Origin of the sequence: Brevibacillus sp. NSP2.1, from assembly GCF_000470975.2 — a bacterium.
Classification (GTDB): domain Bacteria; phylum Bacillota; class Bacilli; order Brevibacillales; family Brevibacillaceae; genus Brevibacillus; species Brevibacillus agri.
The window spans coordinates 3,172,452-3,190,773 of record NZ_CP048274.1; the positions used below are offsets into that span (position 1 = coordinate 3,172,452).

Genomic DNA, 18,322 nt, shown 5'->3' on the forward strand with positions numbered 1-18,322 from the left:
GTATGCGCCTCGTGATCTCTGGACAGGGCAGACGTCCACCGGGCACAAAGAAAGGGCAATAACCTAGCGGCTGGACAAGTGAATCATCCCGTTTTGAGCAGCGGCTGCTTTTCTTTTGGCTTCTTGCCGACCACGCTTTCAAACACATTCAAATAGCCTTGCGCCGTGGCGTACCAGGAGAATTGCTTTGCGCGAAGCAATGCCTGTTTGCCCATTTCCGTGCGCACGTGCGGCGTGCTCCAGAGCAGCTCCCAGATGGCGGGCAGTTCTTTTTCCCACTCTTTGGGCGGAATCAGGAACCCGCTGCCTTGATGGGTGACAACCTCCTTGATCCCGCCCCGCGTCGTGGAAATGACAGGCTTGCTCGATGCCATCGCCTCGAGGTTGACCCGGCAAAAGGCCTCCTTCCAGATCGAGGGTGTCGCCACGACATCGCCAATCTGGTAATACAGCGGCATCTGCGCGCTGGGGACGAAATTGACGAAGCGTACTTTGTCGCCGAGCGGCTTCGCCAGCCGTTTCAGCTCGCGCACGTACGGATTTAAGCGATTGCTGCCGTAGCCGGTTCCGCCGACGATGACGAGCCGCGCGCGAGGGTCTTGCTTGCTGACCTGGTGAAACGCCTTGATGAGAATGTGGACGCCTTTTCCCCGCATGAGCCTTCCCGCGTAAAACAAAACGCGGTCATCCGCTGCGAGGCCGATCTGTTTGCGCAGCTTTTTGATCGTGTAATGCAGCTTTGCCACCTGGTACGGCGACACGTCTACCCCGAGATGCACGGCGTGAATTTTGTGTGGAGGAATTTTGCACGCCTTGATAAAATGCTGGCGCAAAAACTCGCTGTTCGTAATAAATCCGGACGACAGCCGGACGACCCGCTTCATTTTTTCCTTGCTAATCATGGCGGGAGAGCCGTAGACGTGCGAATGCATGTTGACGAAAACCGGAATTTTGGGAAAATGCTTTTTGAGTTGCAAGACGTAAATCGGCCGATTTTCGACGAGAATGACATCCGGTTTATGCTTGCGAATATGCTTGATGATCTTGCGCAAATAAGGCGTTGGACCATCGTAGGGGAAGCGAATGAACTCCCGGTTGTCCTCCACGGACGACGTTGGGTAGGTCGCACAGCGCCGGGTGTAGATCGTCACTTTGTGCTCGGGATCGATCATCTTCGTCACTTCGTCGATGTCGTGCTCCACCGAGCTGCCTTTGACGGGTGGCACGGAAAAGGGCCCCGGGCTAATTATGGCGATGTTCATTACGCTCGCTCTCCCACTCCTTTTTCAAGGAAAGAACCACCTGATACAAATATTGCCTTTCTTTGGCCTGCTCTTCCTCGGCTTTTTTCCACCGTTTTTCCCAGGCGGCAAGCGACTCCTTCAAGGCGGCAACCTCCTGCTCCAGCTTCTCCAGTTGCTCGGTCGTCACCACGTCGGTTTCTCTCATCATGATCTCGAACTTCGGCTCCAGCACCAGCTCTCGCGCCTCTGCGGGCTGCTCGCAAGCGGTCTGTTCCGTCGCTGTCGCTTTTTCCACGGCGGCCTCCTGTCCTTTTTCACCGGGTTTCACAATCGAGATGCGCTCTACCGCTTCATCGACCACAAAATGGCCAGAAAAGACTCCTGGCGTGACCCAATGCGGCAGATCCCATTTTTTGCGTTTTTCCATAAGTCTTCCCTCCTGCAACGTGCTTCTACGTAATATGCTATGACAAACGCGGAAAATGGGTACGTGTACATAGGAGACAGACAATAGAAAAAACCGCCTTGATAGCTGGCATCAAAGCGGTTGTCGATAGTCTTTGGATTGGTTTTGTCTGCGGAAGTTCAGGCTGTACAGCCGTGCCTGCTCGACCGTGGTAATTTGCTGTTTTTGCCACTCCAGAAGGATTCTGTCGATGTAGCGAATGTGAAGCTTGCCTACGGTTGCGGCTTCACGCAATGCTGTTAAAATCAGCTCTTCCTGATAACCGTCCTGCTCTGTCCACATGTGGATGCTCTCCAATTCAAAAGGAGACAAGGGCCGACCAAAAGCCTGCTCAAACCGGGAGTAAATCGCCACCGGCTCGGAATCTACCGTGGCCGCGGCTTCGTTGAACGGCGCCAGCATCCGCGGATCGGCCTGCTGCTCGCGCCAGGTCTGGTACAGCTTTTTGTACAACGGGGTCAAATTGTACTGCTCGTGGCGCAGCCCCGTATGCGGGTCGATAAACTCGTCGATGCTGATCCAGTCTTCCTTCAGCAGCTTTTGCAGCGATTGGATCAATCTCATGCTGGACATGGACATGCGTTCTTCCAGCTCAGTCAAGGTCGGAAAACGGTTCCCCTCCTGCTGAAAAGAAAGCAGATGAATGAGCAGCATCATTTCGTCGTCTGCCAGGGACATTCGTTTGTACATCTTCAGAAGAAGGTTGGAGACGGATGTTGCACCTTCTTGCAACAGTTGCAATATATGGGAATCCATAACGCATGTTCACCTCTGGGTTGGATTAACAAAGGAAGGGCGTAAAACGCGCTGCCATACAATAGGAACACCCTGCTGCCCTCTCGCAACAGGGTGTATGGAAAAAACGAAAAACCTTACGGGTAGAGACGGTACAGCATGCGCGGGAACGGAATCGTTTCGCGCACGTGATCCAGTCCGCAAATCCAGGCAATCGTCCGCTCAAGGCCCAGACCGAAGCCGGAGTGAGGAACGGTACCGTATTTGCGCAGGTCCATGTACCAGCGATAAGCTTCCTCGGACAGCTCATGCTCGGCGAAGCGCTTCGCCAACAGCTCCGGATCGTCGATGCGCTGGCTGCCGCCGATGATCTCGCCGTAGCCTTCCGGGGCGATCATGTCCGCGCACAGCACGACTTCCGGACGCTCTGGATGAGGCTTCATGTAGAAAGCCTTGATCTCGGTCGGATAGTGCGTGATGAACACCGGCTTGTCGAAGTGGTCAGCGATCAGCGTCTCGTCCGGCGCACCGAAGTCGTCGCCCCACTTGATCTCGCTGCCTTTTTCCTGCAACAGCTTGATCGCATCATCGTACGTGATGCGCGGGAAGGAGCCCGTCACGTTTTGCAGTTTGGTTGTATCGCGCTCCAGCGTTTTCAGCTCCTGCTGGCAGTTTTTCAGGACGGATTGCACCACGTGGGACACAAAAGCTTCCTGAATGCGCAAGTTTTCCTCGTGGTCGACGAACGCCATCTCCGGCTCGATCATCCAAAATTCGATCAGGTGACGACGGGTTTTCGATTTTTCCGCACGGAAGGTCGGTCCAAACGAGTACACGCGGCCCAGTGCCATTGCCGCCGCTTCCATGTACAGTTGGCCGGACTGGGACAAATACGCATCTTCATCAAAATATTTGGTGTGGAACAGGTTCGTTGTTCCTTCTGCCGAAGTCGGTGTCAGGATTGGCGGGTCTACTTTGACAAATCCATTTTCATGGAAAAACTCGTAAACAGCGCGAATCACTTCAGAGCGAACCGCCATGACCGCACGTTGACGAGGAGTGCGCAGCCACAGATGGCGGTGATCCATCAGGAAGTCTACCCCGTGCTCCTTGAGCGAAATCGGGTATTCCTGGGCAATCTGGATGATCTCCACGCCTGTTACCGTCAGCTCGAAGCCGCTTGGAGCACGGTCATCTGCGCGAACAACACCGGTTATGTATAAAGAGCTTTCCTGGGTCAGTTGGGATGCTTTTTCCCATACGTCTTCCGCTACTTCTGCTTTTACTACTACGCCCTGGATGAAGCCGGAGCCGTCGCGAAGCTGCAGAAACTGAATCTTGCCGCTGCTGCGCTTGTTGTACAGCCAACATCCAATGCGCACTTCTTGTCCAACATGCTGCCCTACCCGGGCAATCGTCGTCAACATCGAATAATTCCCTCCATTTACCATGCCACACTACAGACTAAGTGTACCCAACAATTATACTATTGGGGAACGGCAAATTCAATGAAAGTCTCCCCGTCCGGTGATTACCATAATTTTATTATGTAAACAAGCGCAAGGGAGATCGTCTGGCTTGCTCGCCAATGACCTCCCCTGCCCTCCGGTTTTGCAAGCTAGCCGTTCACGTCGTCTGTATCCTCTGTGTCGCCAGCCGCTTCGCCGTCGAGTTCGCCCCCTTCTTCTTCGCTGTGATCTTCATCGGCTTCGTCGTCGCTCTCGTCCCACTCATCCTCCAGGACGTTTTCCTCGTGTCGGTGCAGATGCAGGGCAGAAACCTCATCGTGCACAGGCTCTCCCTTTTCCCCGACTGCAATCCATTGCAGCACTCCGCTGTCTTCCTGCTCTGTCTCATGGCGAAAAACCGTCAGTACGGCCGACGTGCGCTTTGTGTACTTCAGCGAAACCGACACTCCTGCCTGATTCGTCATCGCCACCAGGCAATAGTGCGTATCGGCATACGGTAGCGGCACGCGCACGGTGACATCTGCCGTCTGGCGCTGCGCCGGGATGCGGAACGGGACAAAGCCGAATTGCTGCAACGTCGTCCCGATGCGGCCTAGAGTCTCTACGGCTTGAAAAGCGAGCTTTTCCTGCGTGATCGACTTGTCGGCAAGGTGCTCTTCGGCAATCGCCCGCGGCGCAATTTTCGCTTTCGTGACCGCATGATCGGCCAGCTTTTCCTCGCTGACAGCGTGCTTTTGCAGATGCTGCCCCTCGATGGATTGCGCAGCGAGATGTTCGCCAGACAGCGTTCCTTTCGCGAGATGCTCGCCGTTCAGGCTGCCCTTTTCTACATGCTTGCCTGTGATCGCATGCAAATCCAGCTTGCTTCCGTCGACAGCGTGATCGGCCAGCTTGTCGCGGGTGACGCTGCCCTCCTGCAATTTTTCCTTCGAGATCGCTTTCGGCTGGATGTGCTCGTTCTGCACGGATTGATTGGCGAGATGCTGGGACGACACCGCTTTTTCCGCGATCTTCTCGCCCGTGACGGCTCCCTTGCCCAGATGCCTCGCCTTGATCGCGTCTTTCGCCAGTTTGGGGGCAGTCACAGCAGCATCGGCGAGCTTGTTGGCGGTGATGCTCAGATCGGTCACCTTGTCTGTCGAGACGGACTCCGGCGCAAGCTTCGAGGTAGTGACGACGTGCTCGTGCAAATGCTGGGTTTGAATCGCGTAATCCCGCAGATGGTTGCTGCCGATGACGCGATCGGTCAAATGCTGTTCTTCAATCGAGCGCCGCGCTATTTTTTCCGCGCAGATGGCCCCGTCTGCCAAATGCCTCGTGTTGACGCTCTCTTCGATCAACTGCTGGTCGCCCACGCTTCTGTTCGCCAATTTATCGACCGTGACGGCCCTGTCAGCGATTTTTCCTGTCGTGACCTGCTGCTCCCCGATTTTTCGCGCGGTCACCTGCCCATCCTGCAAGTGGCTCGTCTGGATGCTGCCAGCCTGAATGTGTACGCTGCCAATCGATTCTTTGGCGACTTTTTCCGACGTGACGCTCGCATGGTCGAGATGCTCGGTCAGGACGGCATACGGGCTGATTTTGTCGCTGGTGACCGCCTCCGACTGCAGATGCTGGCTGTAGATGGCGTGAAAGGCGATATGCTGGTCCGTTACGCAGCCGAGCGCGATATTGTCGCCATCCACGCTGTTCTCCGCCAGATGATGACGCAAAATAGCCCTTTCGCGAATATGCTGGGACTCGACTGCATCTTCCTCCAACTTGGTCGAGGTCACCGCCCCGTCGCGAATTTTGTCCGTCGTGACTGCGCCGTCCTCCAGCTTGACGGAGTTAATCACGTAATTGGCGAGGTTCCGTGTCTGAATGCTGCCCATCTTGATTTTATCCGAGGTGACAGACTGGTCCTGGAGCAGCTCTGTCGTAATCGCCTGCTCCTGGATATGCTTGGTCTGGATCGCTGCTTCGGCAAACTTCATCGAGTCAATCGTCTTGTCAGCGAGCTTCTCGGAAGTAATGCTGTTGTTGACCAGCTTTTGACCGCTAATCGAATGGTCCTGCACATTGTCGCTCGTGATGACATGGCGCCCCAGATGTTCGCCCAAAACGGCGCCGGGCGCAATTTTGTTCGAGGTCACGCTCTTGTCCGCAAGCTTGGTGCTGTCCACGGCGTAATCTTTCAGCAGCGCGGTATCAATCGTCCCCGGTTTGATTTTGGAGGAATCGACAGCTCGATTGGCGATTTTCTCCGTGGTGACAGACTGATCCGTCAAGTCGTCGGTGTAGACAAACGATTGTACCCTGTCGTCGTTGCGCTCCTTGATAATTTTCGAAAAGGTCGTCTGATTCGAGGACGCCCCCTGCTTGGGCATTTTCTGCAGCGGCTGTTGCAGTGGACTTTTGGCTGCGTGGGCGCTTGGCTTCGCGCTGTTGACAGGTTCGCTCTCCGAAAGCTCCAGTTCCAGATCAGCCACCCAGTCGCGCTCCACCGTAGAAGAAGTTTGCATCAGCGGAATTTCATGCAGCGTCTGCCGAAATGTTTTTCCCAGACCTTTGCTCGTTTTTTTTCGGTTCACATTCGCCATAGAGTCTCCTTGCCTCCTGATGTCATTCCCGTATCATTGTGTAACATATTCAACCCATAGGCTTTTGGCACCGCTCCGCGAAATTTGTTTCCCCACGCGCGCTCGCCACGCATGCCAAAAAACCTGCCAAACCAACGGCAATCGTTGGCTGGCAGGTTTTTGGTAACGCATCACGCTCTGATTACGACACAGCCGCTTCCTGTCTCGTCTGGGACAAAAGGGCTCTAAACTCATCGCCTTGCAGGACTTCCGTTTCCATCAGCGTGCCCAGACCTGTCTGGAAAACAGCGTCATACTGTCTGAGCAGGCTGCGCGTATCCTCCAGCAGACGGGAGAGCAGCCGATCCACTTCGTCGTGAATCCGGTTTTTGTCGACGTACTGCAAATGCACGATCCCGAGGTCGGACATCCCGCTGGAAACGATTTCCTGCGCCATGCCCAGCGCTTGTTCGAAGTCGTTTTTGGAGCCGGTACTGCGTCCGCCGTAGTAGATTTCTTCTGCAACCGCTCCGGCCAGACTGACCATGATCTGGTTTTCCAACGCTTCTCTGGTGTACAGATAGCGGTCTTCCATCGGATTTTGCCGGACGTAGCCGAGCGCCTTGCCGCGCGGGCTCAGCGTGACTTGCGAGACTGAGCCTGGGCGCACCACTTCGCTCACGATCGCGTGGCCCAGCTCGTGCAGCGCTACCCGCTTTTTCTCTTCCTCGGAAGCCTGGCGGTCGACTTTTTCGCCGAGCATGACCTTGTCTACGGCGTAGGCAAAATGCTTCGCCATGATCTTGTCGCTTTTGTCGCGCATAGCGTAAATCGCTGCCTCGTTCGCGACGCTTTCCAGTTGCGCACCGGAGAAGCCGAACGTCTCTTGCGCCACTTTTTCTAAAACGACATCTGGTCCAAGCGGCTTGTTCGCCGTATGAATGGTCAAAATCTGCTCGCGTGCAGGCTTGTCAGGCAAATCTACGGTAATGTGACGGTCAAAACGGCCTGGTCGAAGCAGCGCTGCATCGAGCATGTCTTTGCGGTTCGTCGCAGCCATGACCAGAATGCGCGGCTTGTCACTCGTCGCCACCCCGTCCATCTCGGTCAAAAGCTGGTTCAAGGTCTGGTCGTACTCCCGCTGCTGCTGACCATCCCGTTTTCCCCCGACGACATCAATCTCGTCGATAAAAATAATCGCGCTGTCCTGTCCATTTTTCTCCGCCATCGTCTTCGCTTCTTTAAACAGCTCGCGCACGCGCTGCGCCCCGACCCCTACGTACATCTCCACGAACTGGGAGCCGGAAGCCGCCACGAACGCCGAGTTGGTGTAGTTCGCTGCGGCTTTTGCCATCAATGTTTTCCCTGTACCGGGAGGCCCGGTCAACAGCACTCCTTTGATCGGGCGAATGCCGTACTGCTCGATCTTGTCTTTGTACACGAGAAAGTCAAGCGATTCCTTCAGCTCTTTTTTGGCCCGCTCCTGACCGCCGATGTCGGCAAACTGCACGTCCGACTTCGGAATTTCGTGCTTGTTCTGCTTTCGTTTGCCGCCGAGCGCGACATTGCCTCCCTGTCCGCTTTGCTGGCGAACGACGAGGAAGTAAATCGCGCCCAGCACAGCGGCGAACAGCACAAAGGGCGTAATGTTCACCCCTAGAAACACGAGAAAAACCAACACCGCAGGAACGACGCCGATCAGCAGCTCTTTACCCACGTGCCGTCACCTCTTTTGCCTCGGAACGGGGAATGATCGTGTAGAAATCTTCCGTTCCTTTTTTCAAGTAAACGTAAATGTTTGCATCATCCATCAAAGCAGACGCTTCATCCAGCTTGTTCGCCTGTTTCCACTCCTCGATCAGAGAAGGGATGCGGCTGTATTGGTGCAAGTCCATCGCTTCCGTGAACACAAACTGGCCGCTTTTCCAAATGTCTGTCATCGCTTCGGACTGGTTCGCGACTACGATCGCGACCTGCTTGTTGCCTGCAATCTTTTCCGTTTTGGCAACGAGGTTGCGGTACTCCGCCGGAAACGTCTCTGGATTGGTTACTTTCAAATCTATTTGAATTTTGTCTTTGCTCACATGGAAATGGCCCAAGGTGGCGGATTGCATCTGACCGATTTCTGCGCGGATAGGCTCCTCAATCTCTATCTTCTGATACAAGAACCAGCCTCCGAACAGGAGAGCAAGTGTCGCCAGCAAGGACAATCCGATCGCACTTTTTTTCAACTGCACTGCTACTCCCCCCATATCGCGTTCTCGTTGTTCTCTCTTGTCAACAAAACCAGTATATCACATGGGTATATCAATTTTTTATACAGATGTTGGGTCGCATGCCAAACAGGCCTTTTCCTCAGCGGAAAAGACCTGTCCTCCGTTCTTTTTATGAAGCGATCATGTAGGCGACAATACGTAAGAAGCGAGCAAAGCCCCACTGAACAAATCGTAGTGCAAGTAGTGGTAGCGGCCGTTTGCGTCTTTTACCGTGACTTCCCAAAATTTCTTGTCCTTTTCAAGTCCGGGGACGATATGCGTTATCTCTGATTGCGGAAACGCCTTGCTTACTGCTTCCTCGACATTTTTGCGCGGCACAGCGAGATCCATTCGATCAAACGCTACTTTTTCCGCAGTCATCCAGGCGACGACAGGCGTACCGGCGTTGTTTTTGCCGATGACGACCGCGTAACTCTCCGTCCCGCGGTATTCGTCGATCGACTCGATTTCGGCGATCGTCGTCCGCGCCTGTACCCACTCGCGGACAGTCGCCTCGAACTGGTTGCGCTCTCCTGCTACGGAAGCAGTCAGATGATAGGCGAATCCCGCTCCTGTCACCAAAAGCGCGATGATCGCTCCCACAATGATTCTCACTAGCACGTTCCCGTTAACTCCTTTATGCGGTTGACATTACAAACGGAAGCGAAGCTGGTCCTGTTTGACGCCAGCCGCCGTCCTGATTTGCATTTCCAGCTCCAACTGGCGAAGCGTGCCTGTATCCGGCTCATACCATAGCTGGTACTCGATGCTGATCCCGCGCGCCAGCTCAGGCGTGATGTCAGCGATCGGAAAAGACGGTCCGAGCCACATCGAAAGCAGCGACGTCACCTTTTCCGGCGGCACCGCCAGGCGATAGCCGCTCCAGTCGCTGCCCGACGTATCCGCAATCGGCTGGGGCGAGACGGATGGCAGCACACTTTTCAACAGCGTCGCATGTTCATACGGCGTAAACAAAGCGTAGGGCAAGGCAGCGTGATCCTGCACCTGTCCGTCTATTCTTACGGAAACCGGCTGCTCGTGGTTACGGCTGATGGCCAGCTTGTGCCCCCCGATTTCCCCGTCGAGACTGAACGTCTCGCGTACATAGCGCCCGTTCAATGCCTGGTCGTGCATGTAAACGAGAAACGCCCGCTCTTCGTCCTGTGTCAATTGCGCAAGCAACTGCGGCACCGAATACGGCTCCTGTTTGGCTGCCGACACCTGATCGCCCCCTGTCCCGGCAGCCGAATGAATCCATTCACCTGCAGAACCGAGCGCCATCCCCAGACCAAACAGACCGAGAAAGATCGGGAAAAGCCACCACAGCTTTTTGGGCCGGATGTACATCTCCGTCCCCCCTGTCCCATTTTTGTCTCTAGCCTATGCTATACGGGAAGGTTTTAGAACGACACGGAAAAGTTGCTAATCATAGCTCGGGGCCGGGCGGTCATACTACTTATACACCCGCAAGGAGGTGAGCGCGTGAAGTCACCGCAACAAAACGCATCTCCTGACATACTTGGGTTTTTGCTACAGGAATACCGCGTCTCCTGGGCTGGATTGTCTTCTCCATTGCGTCAACTGTCGCACACACCCACACTGCATTTTCGCCATCATCCCCTGACAGAGCTGTGGCGAAAATGAGCACGGCATGTAGTACCCATATTCCCCTACCTACACCTACACTCCCTTACTCCTGTCCCACACCAGACAGGAGCCTTTTACCGTTTCAACTGCTGGAACACGCGGTTCGCTTCGTAAATCGCCCGCTCCTCGTCAATCGTGAGCAGCTTGTGGTTGCGCATCAAAAATTTGCCCGCAACAATCGTATCTTTGACGTCGCGGCCATTTGCGGCATAGACGACATGGGAAATCGGCTCATGCGCCGGGTGGAAATGGGCTTGATGGCTGTCGAGAACGATCAGGTCAGCCTGCTTGCCTACCTCGATGCTGCCGAGCGTGTCCGCCTGGAATACGCCGTCTGCGCCGTAGCGTGTCGCCATGCGCAGCGCTTCCTCGGCTGGCACCGCAACCGGGTCGTTGTTTACACCTTTGTGCAAAATCGCCGCGAGCTTCAGTTCTTCAAACAGGTTGAGGTTGTTGTTGCTCGCCGAGCTGTCTGTGCCAAGCGAGACGCTCACGCCTTTTGCCAGCATTTTTGGCACAGGTGCAACCCCGCTCGCCAGTTTCAGGTTGCTCACGACGTTATGGGAAACTTTCACTTGATAGTTTGCCAAAATGTCAATCTCTTCATCCGTCAAATGTACGGCGTGCGCAACCAGCGTAGGACGGTTGAACATGCCAAGCTTCTCCAGGTGAGCGACTGGACGCAGGCCGTAGTCTTTCTCGTTTTGCCCGACTTCCCAGGCAGTTTCGGACATATGAATGTGTAGCGGCAAGGACAGCTCGTCCGCTTTTTCGATAATTTGCGTAATGAACGCAGGCGAGCACGTGTACGGCGCATGCGGCGCCATCATGACGGTGATGCGGCCGTCTGCCTGGTTGTGCCATTCTTTGGCAAACGCAGTCGCGTCGCGCAGCTTGGTTTGTCGCTCTTCCTCGGAGCACAGGCCGATCATGCCGCGGCACAGGCGAGCGCGCATGCCGGACGCCTCGACAGCCTTGGCTACCTCATCCATGTGATCGTACATATCCACGAACGTAGTGGTCCCTGTGCGGATCATTTCGATCAGCGACAGTTGCGTGCCCCATTTGACGGAATCGGCGGTAAATTGCGCTTCCAGCGGCCACATTTTTTCTTCCAGCCACTGCTGCAGCGGCAAATCGTCGGCATAGCCGCGCAGAAGCGACATGCCCGCGTGTCCGTGCGTGTTAATCAGACCTGGCAGGATGAAGTCGCCTTTTTGGTCGATGACTTCATCGTAGCCGGCGTCGGAAAGATCCTCAGGCGTCGGTCCTACATACGTGATCTTGTCGCCCTCGAAAGCGACCGCTCCGTCGTGGATCACTTCATTTTGCTCGTTTACCGTAATCACTGTTGCGTGGATGAGGATAGTTTTTTTCATGGTTACACTCCATTCTTACGTTAAGTAATAGGCCAGGCTCTGCAAATTGGATGTCACATCCGCATAGTGAATGCGCACATCTTTTTTCGCGCGAATTGTCGTAGGAGCAAAATTCAAGATTCCCTTGATACCCGCTTGAATCAACAGATCACATACGGATTGCGCTGCCGGCGCAGGGACGGTAATGATCGCCAACTTGATCTCTTTTGCTGCGATCGTGTCCGCCAGCTCGTGCAAGGGCTGGATCGGGATACCCGCCACTACTTTTCCCAGCTTGCCGGGATCGTTGTCAAAAATGGCCGCAATCCGCATGTTATCTTTTAAATAAGCGTTGTAGTTGCTGATCGCATGCCCCAAATGGCCTGCTCCTACCAGAGCGACGCGAACTTCCTCTGTCAGCTTCAAAATCTGCCGTATTTTTTCCACCAGGTAATTGACGTCGTAGCCAATCCCTTTTTTCCCGAAATCGCCGAAGGTAGCCAGGTCTTTTCGGATTTGGGCTGGATTCACATCCAAATTTTTGCCCATTTGCTGGGAGGAAACAGTGGTCACCTCGTTTTGCTGCAAATAGCTGAGGTAACGCAGATAAATCGGCAAACGGCGGACGACCGCTTCCGAAATCTTTTCGTGTTTAGCCACGTTCGGTCTTCCCCCTATTTCTTTTGCTTGAATACCCTGTAATCTTTCCCATTGGACAAAATGACGATCGAGCCGTCCCTGCCTGTTACATACGTCTCCGCCCACGATTCGCCCAACCGCTCCAGCACCTCGGACTGGCCGACCTCGCTGCGCTCCTTGCCTGTCTGGATGACCGCAATCTGGGGGTCGACCCGCGTCAGAAACGGCTGAGAGGTGCCTTGATTGCTCCCCTGGTCGCCGACCTTGAGCACTTCCGCCTTGAGCTGGTCCGGATGGCGCTCAATCAGGCGTTCCTCGGCTTTTTCGTTGATCCCGCTCGCAAACAAAAACCGCAATTGGCCGTGCTTGAGCAAAAAGACGAGCGAATTGTTTTGCGGAGACAAAAACAGCGGTTCGCTCGGCAACAAAGCCTCCAGCGTGACGTCGGTATCGAGAATGAGCTCCTGATTTTCCTCCAGCTCTTTCTGCTTTGGAACCTTGTGGAGCGGGACGAACTGGCGGATCGAGGGCGAAATCAGCTTGGGCAAAATGACCGAGTCGATGATGATTTGCTGGCTTAAAAAAGGGTATCCTCCTGCATACTCGGGCTGATCGTTCGTCAAAACGAGATAGTCGAGGCGCGTCACCTTCGCGGCAGACAGATGCGCGGACAACGTGCTCCAATCCTCCGCGCTGCCTGTATCAATCAGCATCGTTTTTCCGCCCGGCATCCGCACCAGCGTGCTTTCGCCATGAGGAAGCGCCCAATACGTAATGACAAGACCCGTAAACTCCTCCACGCGCTCGGTAGCAAACGGGTCGTCTACCTTCACGGCTTCCTGCAAATGGTTGTCGATCGAGCACGAGCACAGCAAAGCCACACACGTGACGAGCAACAGCCAGGCCCGCTTTTTTTTCCATAACATTTATTTTATCACCTAAATCCCTGCTAGACTATTGCTTCATTTTATGAATCTGACAAGGATTGCATACTAAGGAACGGCGCAATCCGCTCACGCAGCGTCGCCCAGGAGCCGGTTTCGACCTGGAACGGCGGGAGCGATTGCAAAAACGAACGGCCGTAGCGCGATTCGACGACACGCGTATCGAACACGACCACGACGCCGCGGTCCAAATGGTGACGGATCAACCTTCCGACCCCTTGCTTGAACAAAATGACAGCCTGCGGCAGCGACAGCGACATAAACGCGTTTTTCCCCTCGGCCTTGAGCGATTCGGCGCGTCCCTGGTAGACAGGGTGATTCGGCGGCGTAAACGGCAGCCGTACGATGACCAGACTGCTCAGCCACTCGCCCTGGATGTCCACGCCTTCCCAAAAGCTGCTCGTCCCAAGGAGCACGCTTCTCTCCATCGTCCGAAACAGGCGCACCAGCTTGCTGCGGTTGTTGCTGTCGATGCCGTGCCCGAACAGCGTGTACGGCTCTGCCTCCTCGGCCAGCCGCTCCTTCATGGCCTGGTACACCAGCCGCAGCATCGAGTGCGACGTGAACAGGATCAACGTTCTGCCCTTCGACGCCACGACGATATCGACACAGCCCTGGACAATCGCATCGAGATACGCCTGATCGTTTTCTTTGCCGGGCGCCGGAAAATCGGACGGGATCAAGAGCAGCCCCTGTTCTTCGTAGCGGAACGGAGAAGGCAGCGACAGCGTGCGCACCCGTTCGGCCGGCAGTTTGTCCAGGCCGAAGCGGCTCATGACGTAAGAAAAGCTGTTTTTGACAGTCAAGGTGGCCGAAGTCATAATCAGGCTGCGCTTTTGCGAAAACAGCGGTTCCTGGAGCGAATCGGCCACGTTCAGCAAGGCCGCAGACAGATGCACCTGCTTGCGCGCCGCGCGCGACTCGACTTCCATCCAGTAGACGTATTCTTCGTCTTGCACGAGTAAAAAGAAATGCAAAAGCTCCATCATCTGCTGCCATTCCTTCACCAGCCCGAGCAGATCGGTCTGCAGGCTGCGGATAGAAAACGGCGGCTTCTCTTCCTGGGGAATGCTTTGTACCATTTGCTCCAGATGGAGAGCAAATGCCGTCATGCCATCGAGCAGCTTTTTCGTCGCCTTGCGGATTTTCTCATGCTTTCCGGTGAAGGAAGCTACGCGGTAGCGCACTGTCTCTCGGCCGGCATCCGTCGTCTCTTCCGCGCGCTGCGAGGCCCATGCGAACAAAAACTGGGTCCACTGCTGGGCCTTCTCCCGCAAGGAAGCAGACAGCTTCTTGCATTCGGAGAGGTGCGCGGACAGCTCCTGTGCGACTGCAGGCTGCCAGCTTTCCAGCTCCGCTGCGAAGCGTGCGATCGCGCCGCCGTCCTCTACGGAAGCCCGGTCGAGCAAAAACAGCAGTTGGGTCGTCGTCAACTGCTTGCCCAAATGCTGGGTCGCCGCATCTTCCAAATGATGCGCCTCGTCGATAATCGCAACTTCATAGGGCGGCAAAATCCGGTTCTCTGCTTGCAGGTCGCTGATGAGCAGGGCGTGGTTGACGATGAGGACATCCGCTTCCTTTGCCCGTTCTTTCGCCTGGAAGTAGTAGCAGCGGCTAAACCACGGACAGGCGCGGTTCAGGCACGAGCTGGTGTCGCTTTTGACTTGCTGCCACAAAAGCTGTCCGCTCGGCGGCATGCTCAGCTCCTCCACGTCGCCCGTCTCGGTCTGCGTCAGCCAGGTGAGCAGTTGCCCTTTTGCCAGCCGCATTTCCTGGCTGCTGCCTTCCACCGGCTCCTCCAGCGCCTGCTCGAACTTGCGCAGACACAAATAGTTGCCCCTGCCCTTCAGCGTGGAAGCCGTAAACGAAAACGGCAGCGATTGCTGCAAGGTCGCAATCTCTTTATGGAACAACTGTTCCTGCAACTGGATCGTGTTCGTGCTGACCACCAACTGCTCCCGATTCTGGTGCGCCCAGATGATGCCTGGCAACAAGTAGGCCAACGACTTGCCCGTACCTGTCCCTGCCTCCACCAACAGGTGCACACCGTCTTGCATCGCGTCAAAAACGGCGTGCATCATCGCTTCCTGGGCTTCCCGCCGCTGAAAGCCGCTCATGCTCACCTGTATCTGTCCCTGCTCGTCCATCAGCTTTTCCAGTTGCTCGCCGAATGCTTTTGCCCGGACCAGATCGCCCTCGGGCCGCTGGAAGCTCGCTTTCAGCTTTTCCTTGCGCTTTTTTATGGCGAGCTGGCGATAAATGTCCCACAACTGCGTGTTTTCCTCTGCCGACTCAGCCCCCAGCTCGGGCAGCTCCGTGAGCTTTTCCATCTCCATTTGCCGCAAAAGGACGTGGATGTCCGAGCGAAACGACGAAACAAGCATTTGCAGCCGTTGAATGGTCACGAGCGGCAATTGCTGCAAAATATCGAGCAAGTGCAAAAAAAGTTGGGCCGTTGCCAGCGCGTCACTGTCGGCCTGGTGAGGATTGTCGTGCTCGATGGCCAGCTCTGACGCCAGCTCCCCGAGCCTGTAGCTGTTTTGCATCGGCAACAGCAGGCGGGACAGTTCCACCGTGTCGAGCACGTATCCGTCAAACGCATAATAGCCCTGACTCAGCAGGGCTTCTTGTAAAAATTGGAGATCAAAGCTTGCATTATGGGCCACAAAGACCCGTCCATCCAATAGTCGCAAGAATTGAGGAAATACCTCTTCCAACGTCGGGGCACCGGCCACCATCTCGTTAGTAATTCCCGTTAGCTGGGTAATAAAAGGGGGGATGTCCTGTCCGGGATGAATCAGGGTCGAGAAGCATTCTGTGATCTGGCCGTCGTCGATGGCCACAGCGCCGATCTGAATGATGCTGTCTCCCTGCCGCGGATGGCTCCCCGTCGTTTCAAAATCTACTACAAGTAATCGATTCAAGCGTTGTCACCTCGTAACCTGAGCGGGAACCTGTCATCCGCACTCATTCACATTCGGCAACGATGCGAATGATTCCTGCTTCCAGGCTGCAATTACGGCTGCACAAGCTCGCTTTCTGCCGCTTGCCCGCCGAGCTTGCTCGCGCACAATTGCAAGTAAATAGGGATTTCGCGGAACTGGTCGGCATGCGGAAGCGTCCGTTGGAAATACTGCTCGGCCAGCCGCCAGTTTTCCTCGATCATCGCCAGTCTGCCTAAATGAAAATAGCCAAGGGAACGGATATACGGGTCTGAATCGTCCAGAAACTGCTTGGCCAGCCGCTTTGCTTCCCGCGTCTCTCCCACTTTTTCAAAAGCGGAGATCATCCCCGACTGGCCGAGGCGATTTTCGCTGTCTTTTTCCAGCATGTGGCGAAACGCTAGGATGGCGCCGGGGATGTTCCCGTCAAACAACTGCATCCAGCCGTAGCTGAAGACGAAGTCGTCCTGCCCCGGCGCCAGGCTGATCGCTTTTTTCATCAAGGTCAGCCCCCGTTCGCTGCCTGCGATCAGCCAGGTGTTCCACGCCAGTCCGTGCCACACCCAGCCTTCTTTTGGCAGGCGCTCGGTCAAAAAATGATAGCAAATCTGCGCCCGGTGATAATTGGCCACCGCTTCGTACAAATGCGCCATTTCCTGCAGCGTCTCGCTGTCCAGCTCGCGATTCGGCAACGTCAGGCTGGCAGGCGGGGCAAGCTCAGCCGTCTCGTCCATCTGAAACAGCAAATGGGCGGCGCGCAGCCAGAGCAACTGCGCCTCCCAATCGTGCTCGTGCTTTTGCAGGTAGCCTTCGATTTCATCGAGCGCTTCCTGGGCATCTCCGTCCATCAAGTAGCAGAGCGCGAGATTGTACCTGGCTTCTTCCTGGTCGGGCTTTGCCTCCAGCGAGGTTTTGAAGGCTTGCGCCGCCTCCAGCCACTGCTTTTCCTCGGCGAGTATGCAGCCGATCGCATTGTAGCTGATGGCGACGACGGTCGGAGAGCTTGCCGACTTGGCGAGCAGGCGAAACTCGCGAAAAGCCGTTTCCATCTCGTCGCAAAACAGCAGGCTGTAAGCGTAGTACAGCCGCCCGCTCTCCCAGTCCGGCGACTCCTGCACGAGCTGGGCGAAGCATTTTTTGGCGTCCTGAAACATGCGCAAATGGTAAAAGCCTTCTCCCCGGCGAAAGACAGGCTCATACGCGTGCATTTCTTGCGGGAGCTTGCCGTGTTTGACCTCACTGCCCGCTTCTTTTGCAGCCGTTTTGCCCGCCTCTTTCTGAACGAGTGCTTCCCCTTCTTTTGCCATGGCCGTTTCGGCCTGTTCCTCTTGCGTTGCGGCCGGAAGCTGCCCTTCCATTTGCTTGATATGGCGGATGGCGTTGGACAACTTTTCCTCAAACTGCAGCCACAGATCTACGACCGTATCGCTGACCTGGCGCAAGTAAAACAGTTGGTCGGCGAGCTGAAGCCGCTCCTGTTCCGAGGCTTCCTTCCACCGCTCTTCGATGCTCTGCGCTTTGGTACGCAGCGTCTGAAACCAGTCTTCGATTTTCACGCGAAAAGCACCCCCTTGTGAGGCATGAGTAGTTTCATTGTCTCACAAGGCAGGTGGCTCTATGCGTACAAGCGGCCCTCGCCTAGACGATGGTCCCGTGCACTTCCTCGCCGAGCATTTCCTTGATCCGGTTGTGCTCGTCCATAATCGCCACGCGCGGCTTGTACGTGCGCGCCTGCTCGTCTGTCATCATGGCGTAGGCGATAATGATGACGATGTCGCCTTCCTGCACGAGACGGGCGGCTGCGCCGTTCAGGCAAATCACGCCACTGCCTGGCGCCCCTTCAATGACGTACGTTTCCAGGCGGGCACCGTTGTTGTTGTTGACGATTTGCACTTTTTCGTTCGGCAAAATATCCAGTGCATCCAAAATATTTTTGTCGATCGTAATGCTGCCCACGTAGTTGAGGTTGGCTTCCGTCACGGTAGCGCGATGAATTTTCGCCTTCATCATAGTGCGAAACACAGGCATTTCCTCCTTTGGCGTTCTCGAAAATAAGTATCCG

General features: G+C 55.4%; 15 protein-coding genes. All 15 read right to left on the reverse strand.

Going from position 1 to position 18,322, the window contains the following annotated elements; all coding sequences use genetic code 11:
• Positions 1 to 83: 83 nt before the first annotated feature.
• The 15 genes from M655_RS15250 to panD all read right to left on the reverse strand — a co-directional run bounded on the left by M655_RS15250 (position 84) and on the right by panD (position 18,282).
• Entirely contained in the window at positions 84 to 1,262 is a 1,179-nt protein-coding gene (locus tag M655_RS15250; protein ID WP_026557103.1) for a glycosyltransferase family 4 protein, read from the reverse strand.
• Complete coding sequence (locus M655_RS15255) at positions 1,243 to 1,671, reverse strand: hypothetical protein (protein ID WP_005834604.1); 429 nt, start codon at positions 1,669 to 1,671, stop codon at positions 1,243 to 1,245. The genes M655_RS15250 and M655_RS15255 overlap by 20 nt, the downstream gene beginning before the upstream one ends.
• A 111-nt stretch (positions 1,672 to 1,782) precedes the next feature.
• Positions 1,783 to 2,466 carry a DnaD domain-containing protein gene (locus M655_RS15260; RefSeq protein ID WP_005834606.1) on the reverse strand — a complete coding sequence of 228 codons (684 nt, stop codon included), beginning with the start codon at positions 2,464 to 2,466 and terminating at the stop codon, positions 1,783 to 1,785.
• Between the two features lie 116 nt (positions 2,467 to 2,582).
• Positions 2,583 to 3,872, reverse strand: coding sequence for an asparagine--tRNA ligase (gene asnS / locus M655_RS15265; protein ID WP_005834608.1), 1,290 nt, complete (start codon positions 3,870 to 3,872; stop codon positions 2,583 to 2,585).
• Between the two features lie 191 nt (positions 3,873 to 4,063).
• On the reverse strand, positions 4,064 to 6,496 hold the full coding sequence (locus tag M655_RS15270; RefSeq protein ID WP_238500601.1) for a WIAG-tail domain: 2,433 nt from the start codon (positions 6,494 to 6,496) through the stop codon (positions 4,064 to 4,066).
• Positions 6,497 to 6,677: 181 nt separating this feature from the next.
• Positions 6,678 to 8,192, reverse strand: a complete 1,515-nt coding sequence (locus tag M655_RS15275) for an AAA family ATPase (protein WP_025843807.1) — start codon at positions 8,190 to 8,192, stop codon at positions 6,678 to 6,680.
• Entirely contained in the window at positions 8,185 to 8,712 is a 528-nt protein-coding gene (locus tag M655_RS15280) for a hypothetical protein (RefSeq protein WP_007785387.1), read from the reverse strand. The genes M655_RS15275 and M655_RS15280 overlap by 8 nt, the downstream gene beginning before the upstream one ends.
• 159 nt (positions 8,713 to 8,871) lie before the next feature.
• Positions 8,872 to 9,351, reverse strand: a complete 480-nt coding sequence (locus tag M655_RS15285; RefSeq protein ID WP_025843806.1) for a cell wall elongation regulator TseB-like domain-containing protein — start codon at positions 9,349 to 9,351, stop codon at positions 8,872 to 8,874.
• 30 nt (positions 9,352 to 9,381) lie between these two features.
• The gene (locus M655_RS15290; protein WP_005834620.1) at positions 9,382 to 10,077 is read right to left on the reverse strand and encodes a hypothetical protein; all 696 of its coding nucleotides are present in this window, start codon (positions 10,075 to 10,077) and stop codon (positions 9,382 to 9,384) included.
• A gap of 374 nt (positions 10,078 to 10,451) precedes the next feature.
• Positions 10,452 to 11,756: an amidohydrolase gene (locus M655_RS15295; protein ID WP_005834622.1), complete on the reverse strand. Its 1,305-nt coding sequence runs from the start codon at positions 11,754 to 11,756 to the stop codon at positions 10,452 to 10,454.
• Positions 11,757 to 11,771: 15 nt separating this feature from the next.
• Positions 11,772 to 12,395: a redox-sensing transcriptional repressor Rex gene (locus M655_RS15300; protein ID WP_005836584.1), complete on the reverse strand. Its 624-nt coding sequence runs from the start codon at positions 12,393 to 12,395 to the stop codon at positions 11,772 to 11,774.
• A gap of 14 nt (positions 12,396 to 12,409) precedes the next feature.
• Positions 12,410 to 13,300 (reverse strand): ComEC/Rec2 family competence protein, encoded by an 891-nt coding sequence (locus M655_RS15305; RefSeq protein WP_025843805.1) that lies wholly within the window; start codon positions 13,298 to 13,300, stop codon positions 12,410 to 12,412.
• A gap of 41 nt (positions 13,301 to 13,341) precedes the next feature.
• Complete coding sequence (gene dinG / locus M655_RS15310) at positions 13,342 to 16,242, reverse strand: ATP-dependent DNA helicase DinG (RefSeq protein ID WP_026557102.1); 2,901 nt, start codon at positions 16,240 to 16,242, stop codon at positions 13,342 to 13,344.
• Between the two features lie 92 nt (positions 16,243 to 16,334).
• On the reverse strand, positions 16,335 to 17,816 hold the full coding sequence (locus M655_RS15315) for a tetratricopeptide repeat protein (RefSeq protein ID WP_026557101.1): 1,482 nt from the start codon (positions 17,814 to 17,816) through the stop codon (positions 16,335 to 16,337).
• 82 nt (positions 17,817 to 17,898) lie between these two features.
• The gene (gene panD, locus M655_RS15320) at positions 17,899 to 18,282 is read right to left on the reverse strand and encodes an aspartate 1-decarboxylase (protein WP_007785399.1); all 384 of its coding nucleotides are present in this window, start codon (positions 18,280 to 18,282) and stop codon (positions 17,899 to 17,901) included.
• Positions 18,283 to 18,322: the final 40 nt, after the last annotated feature.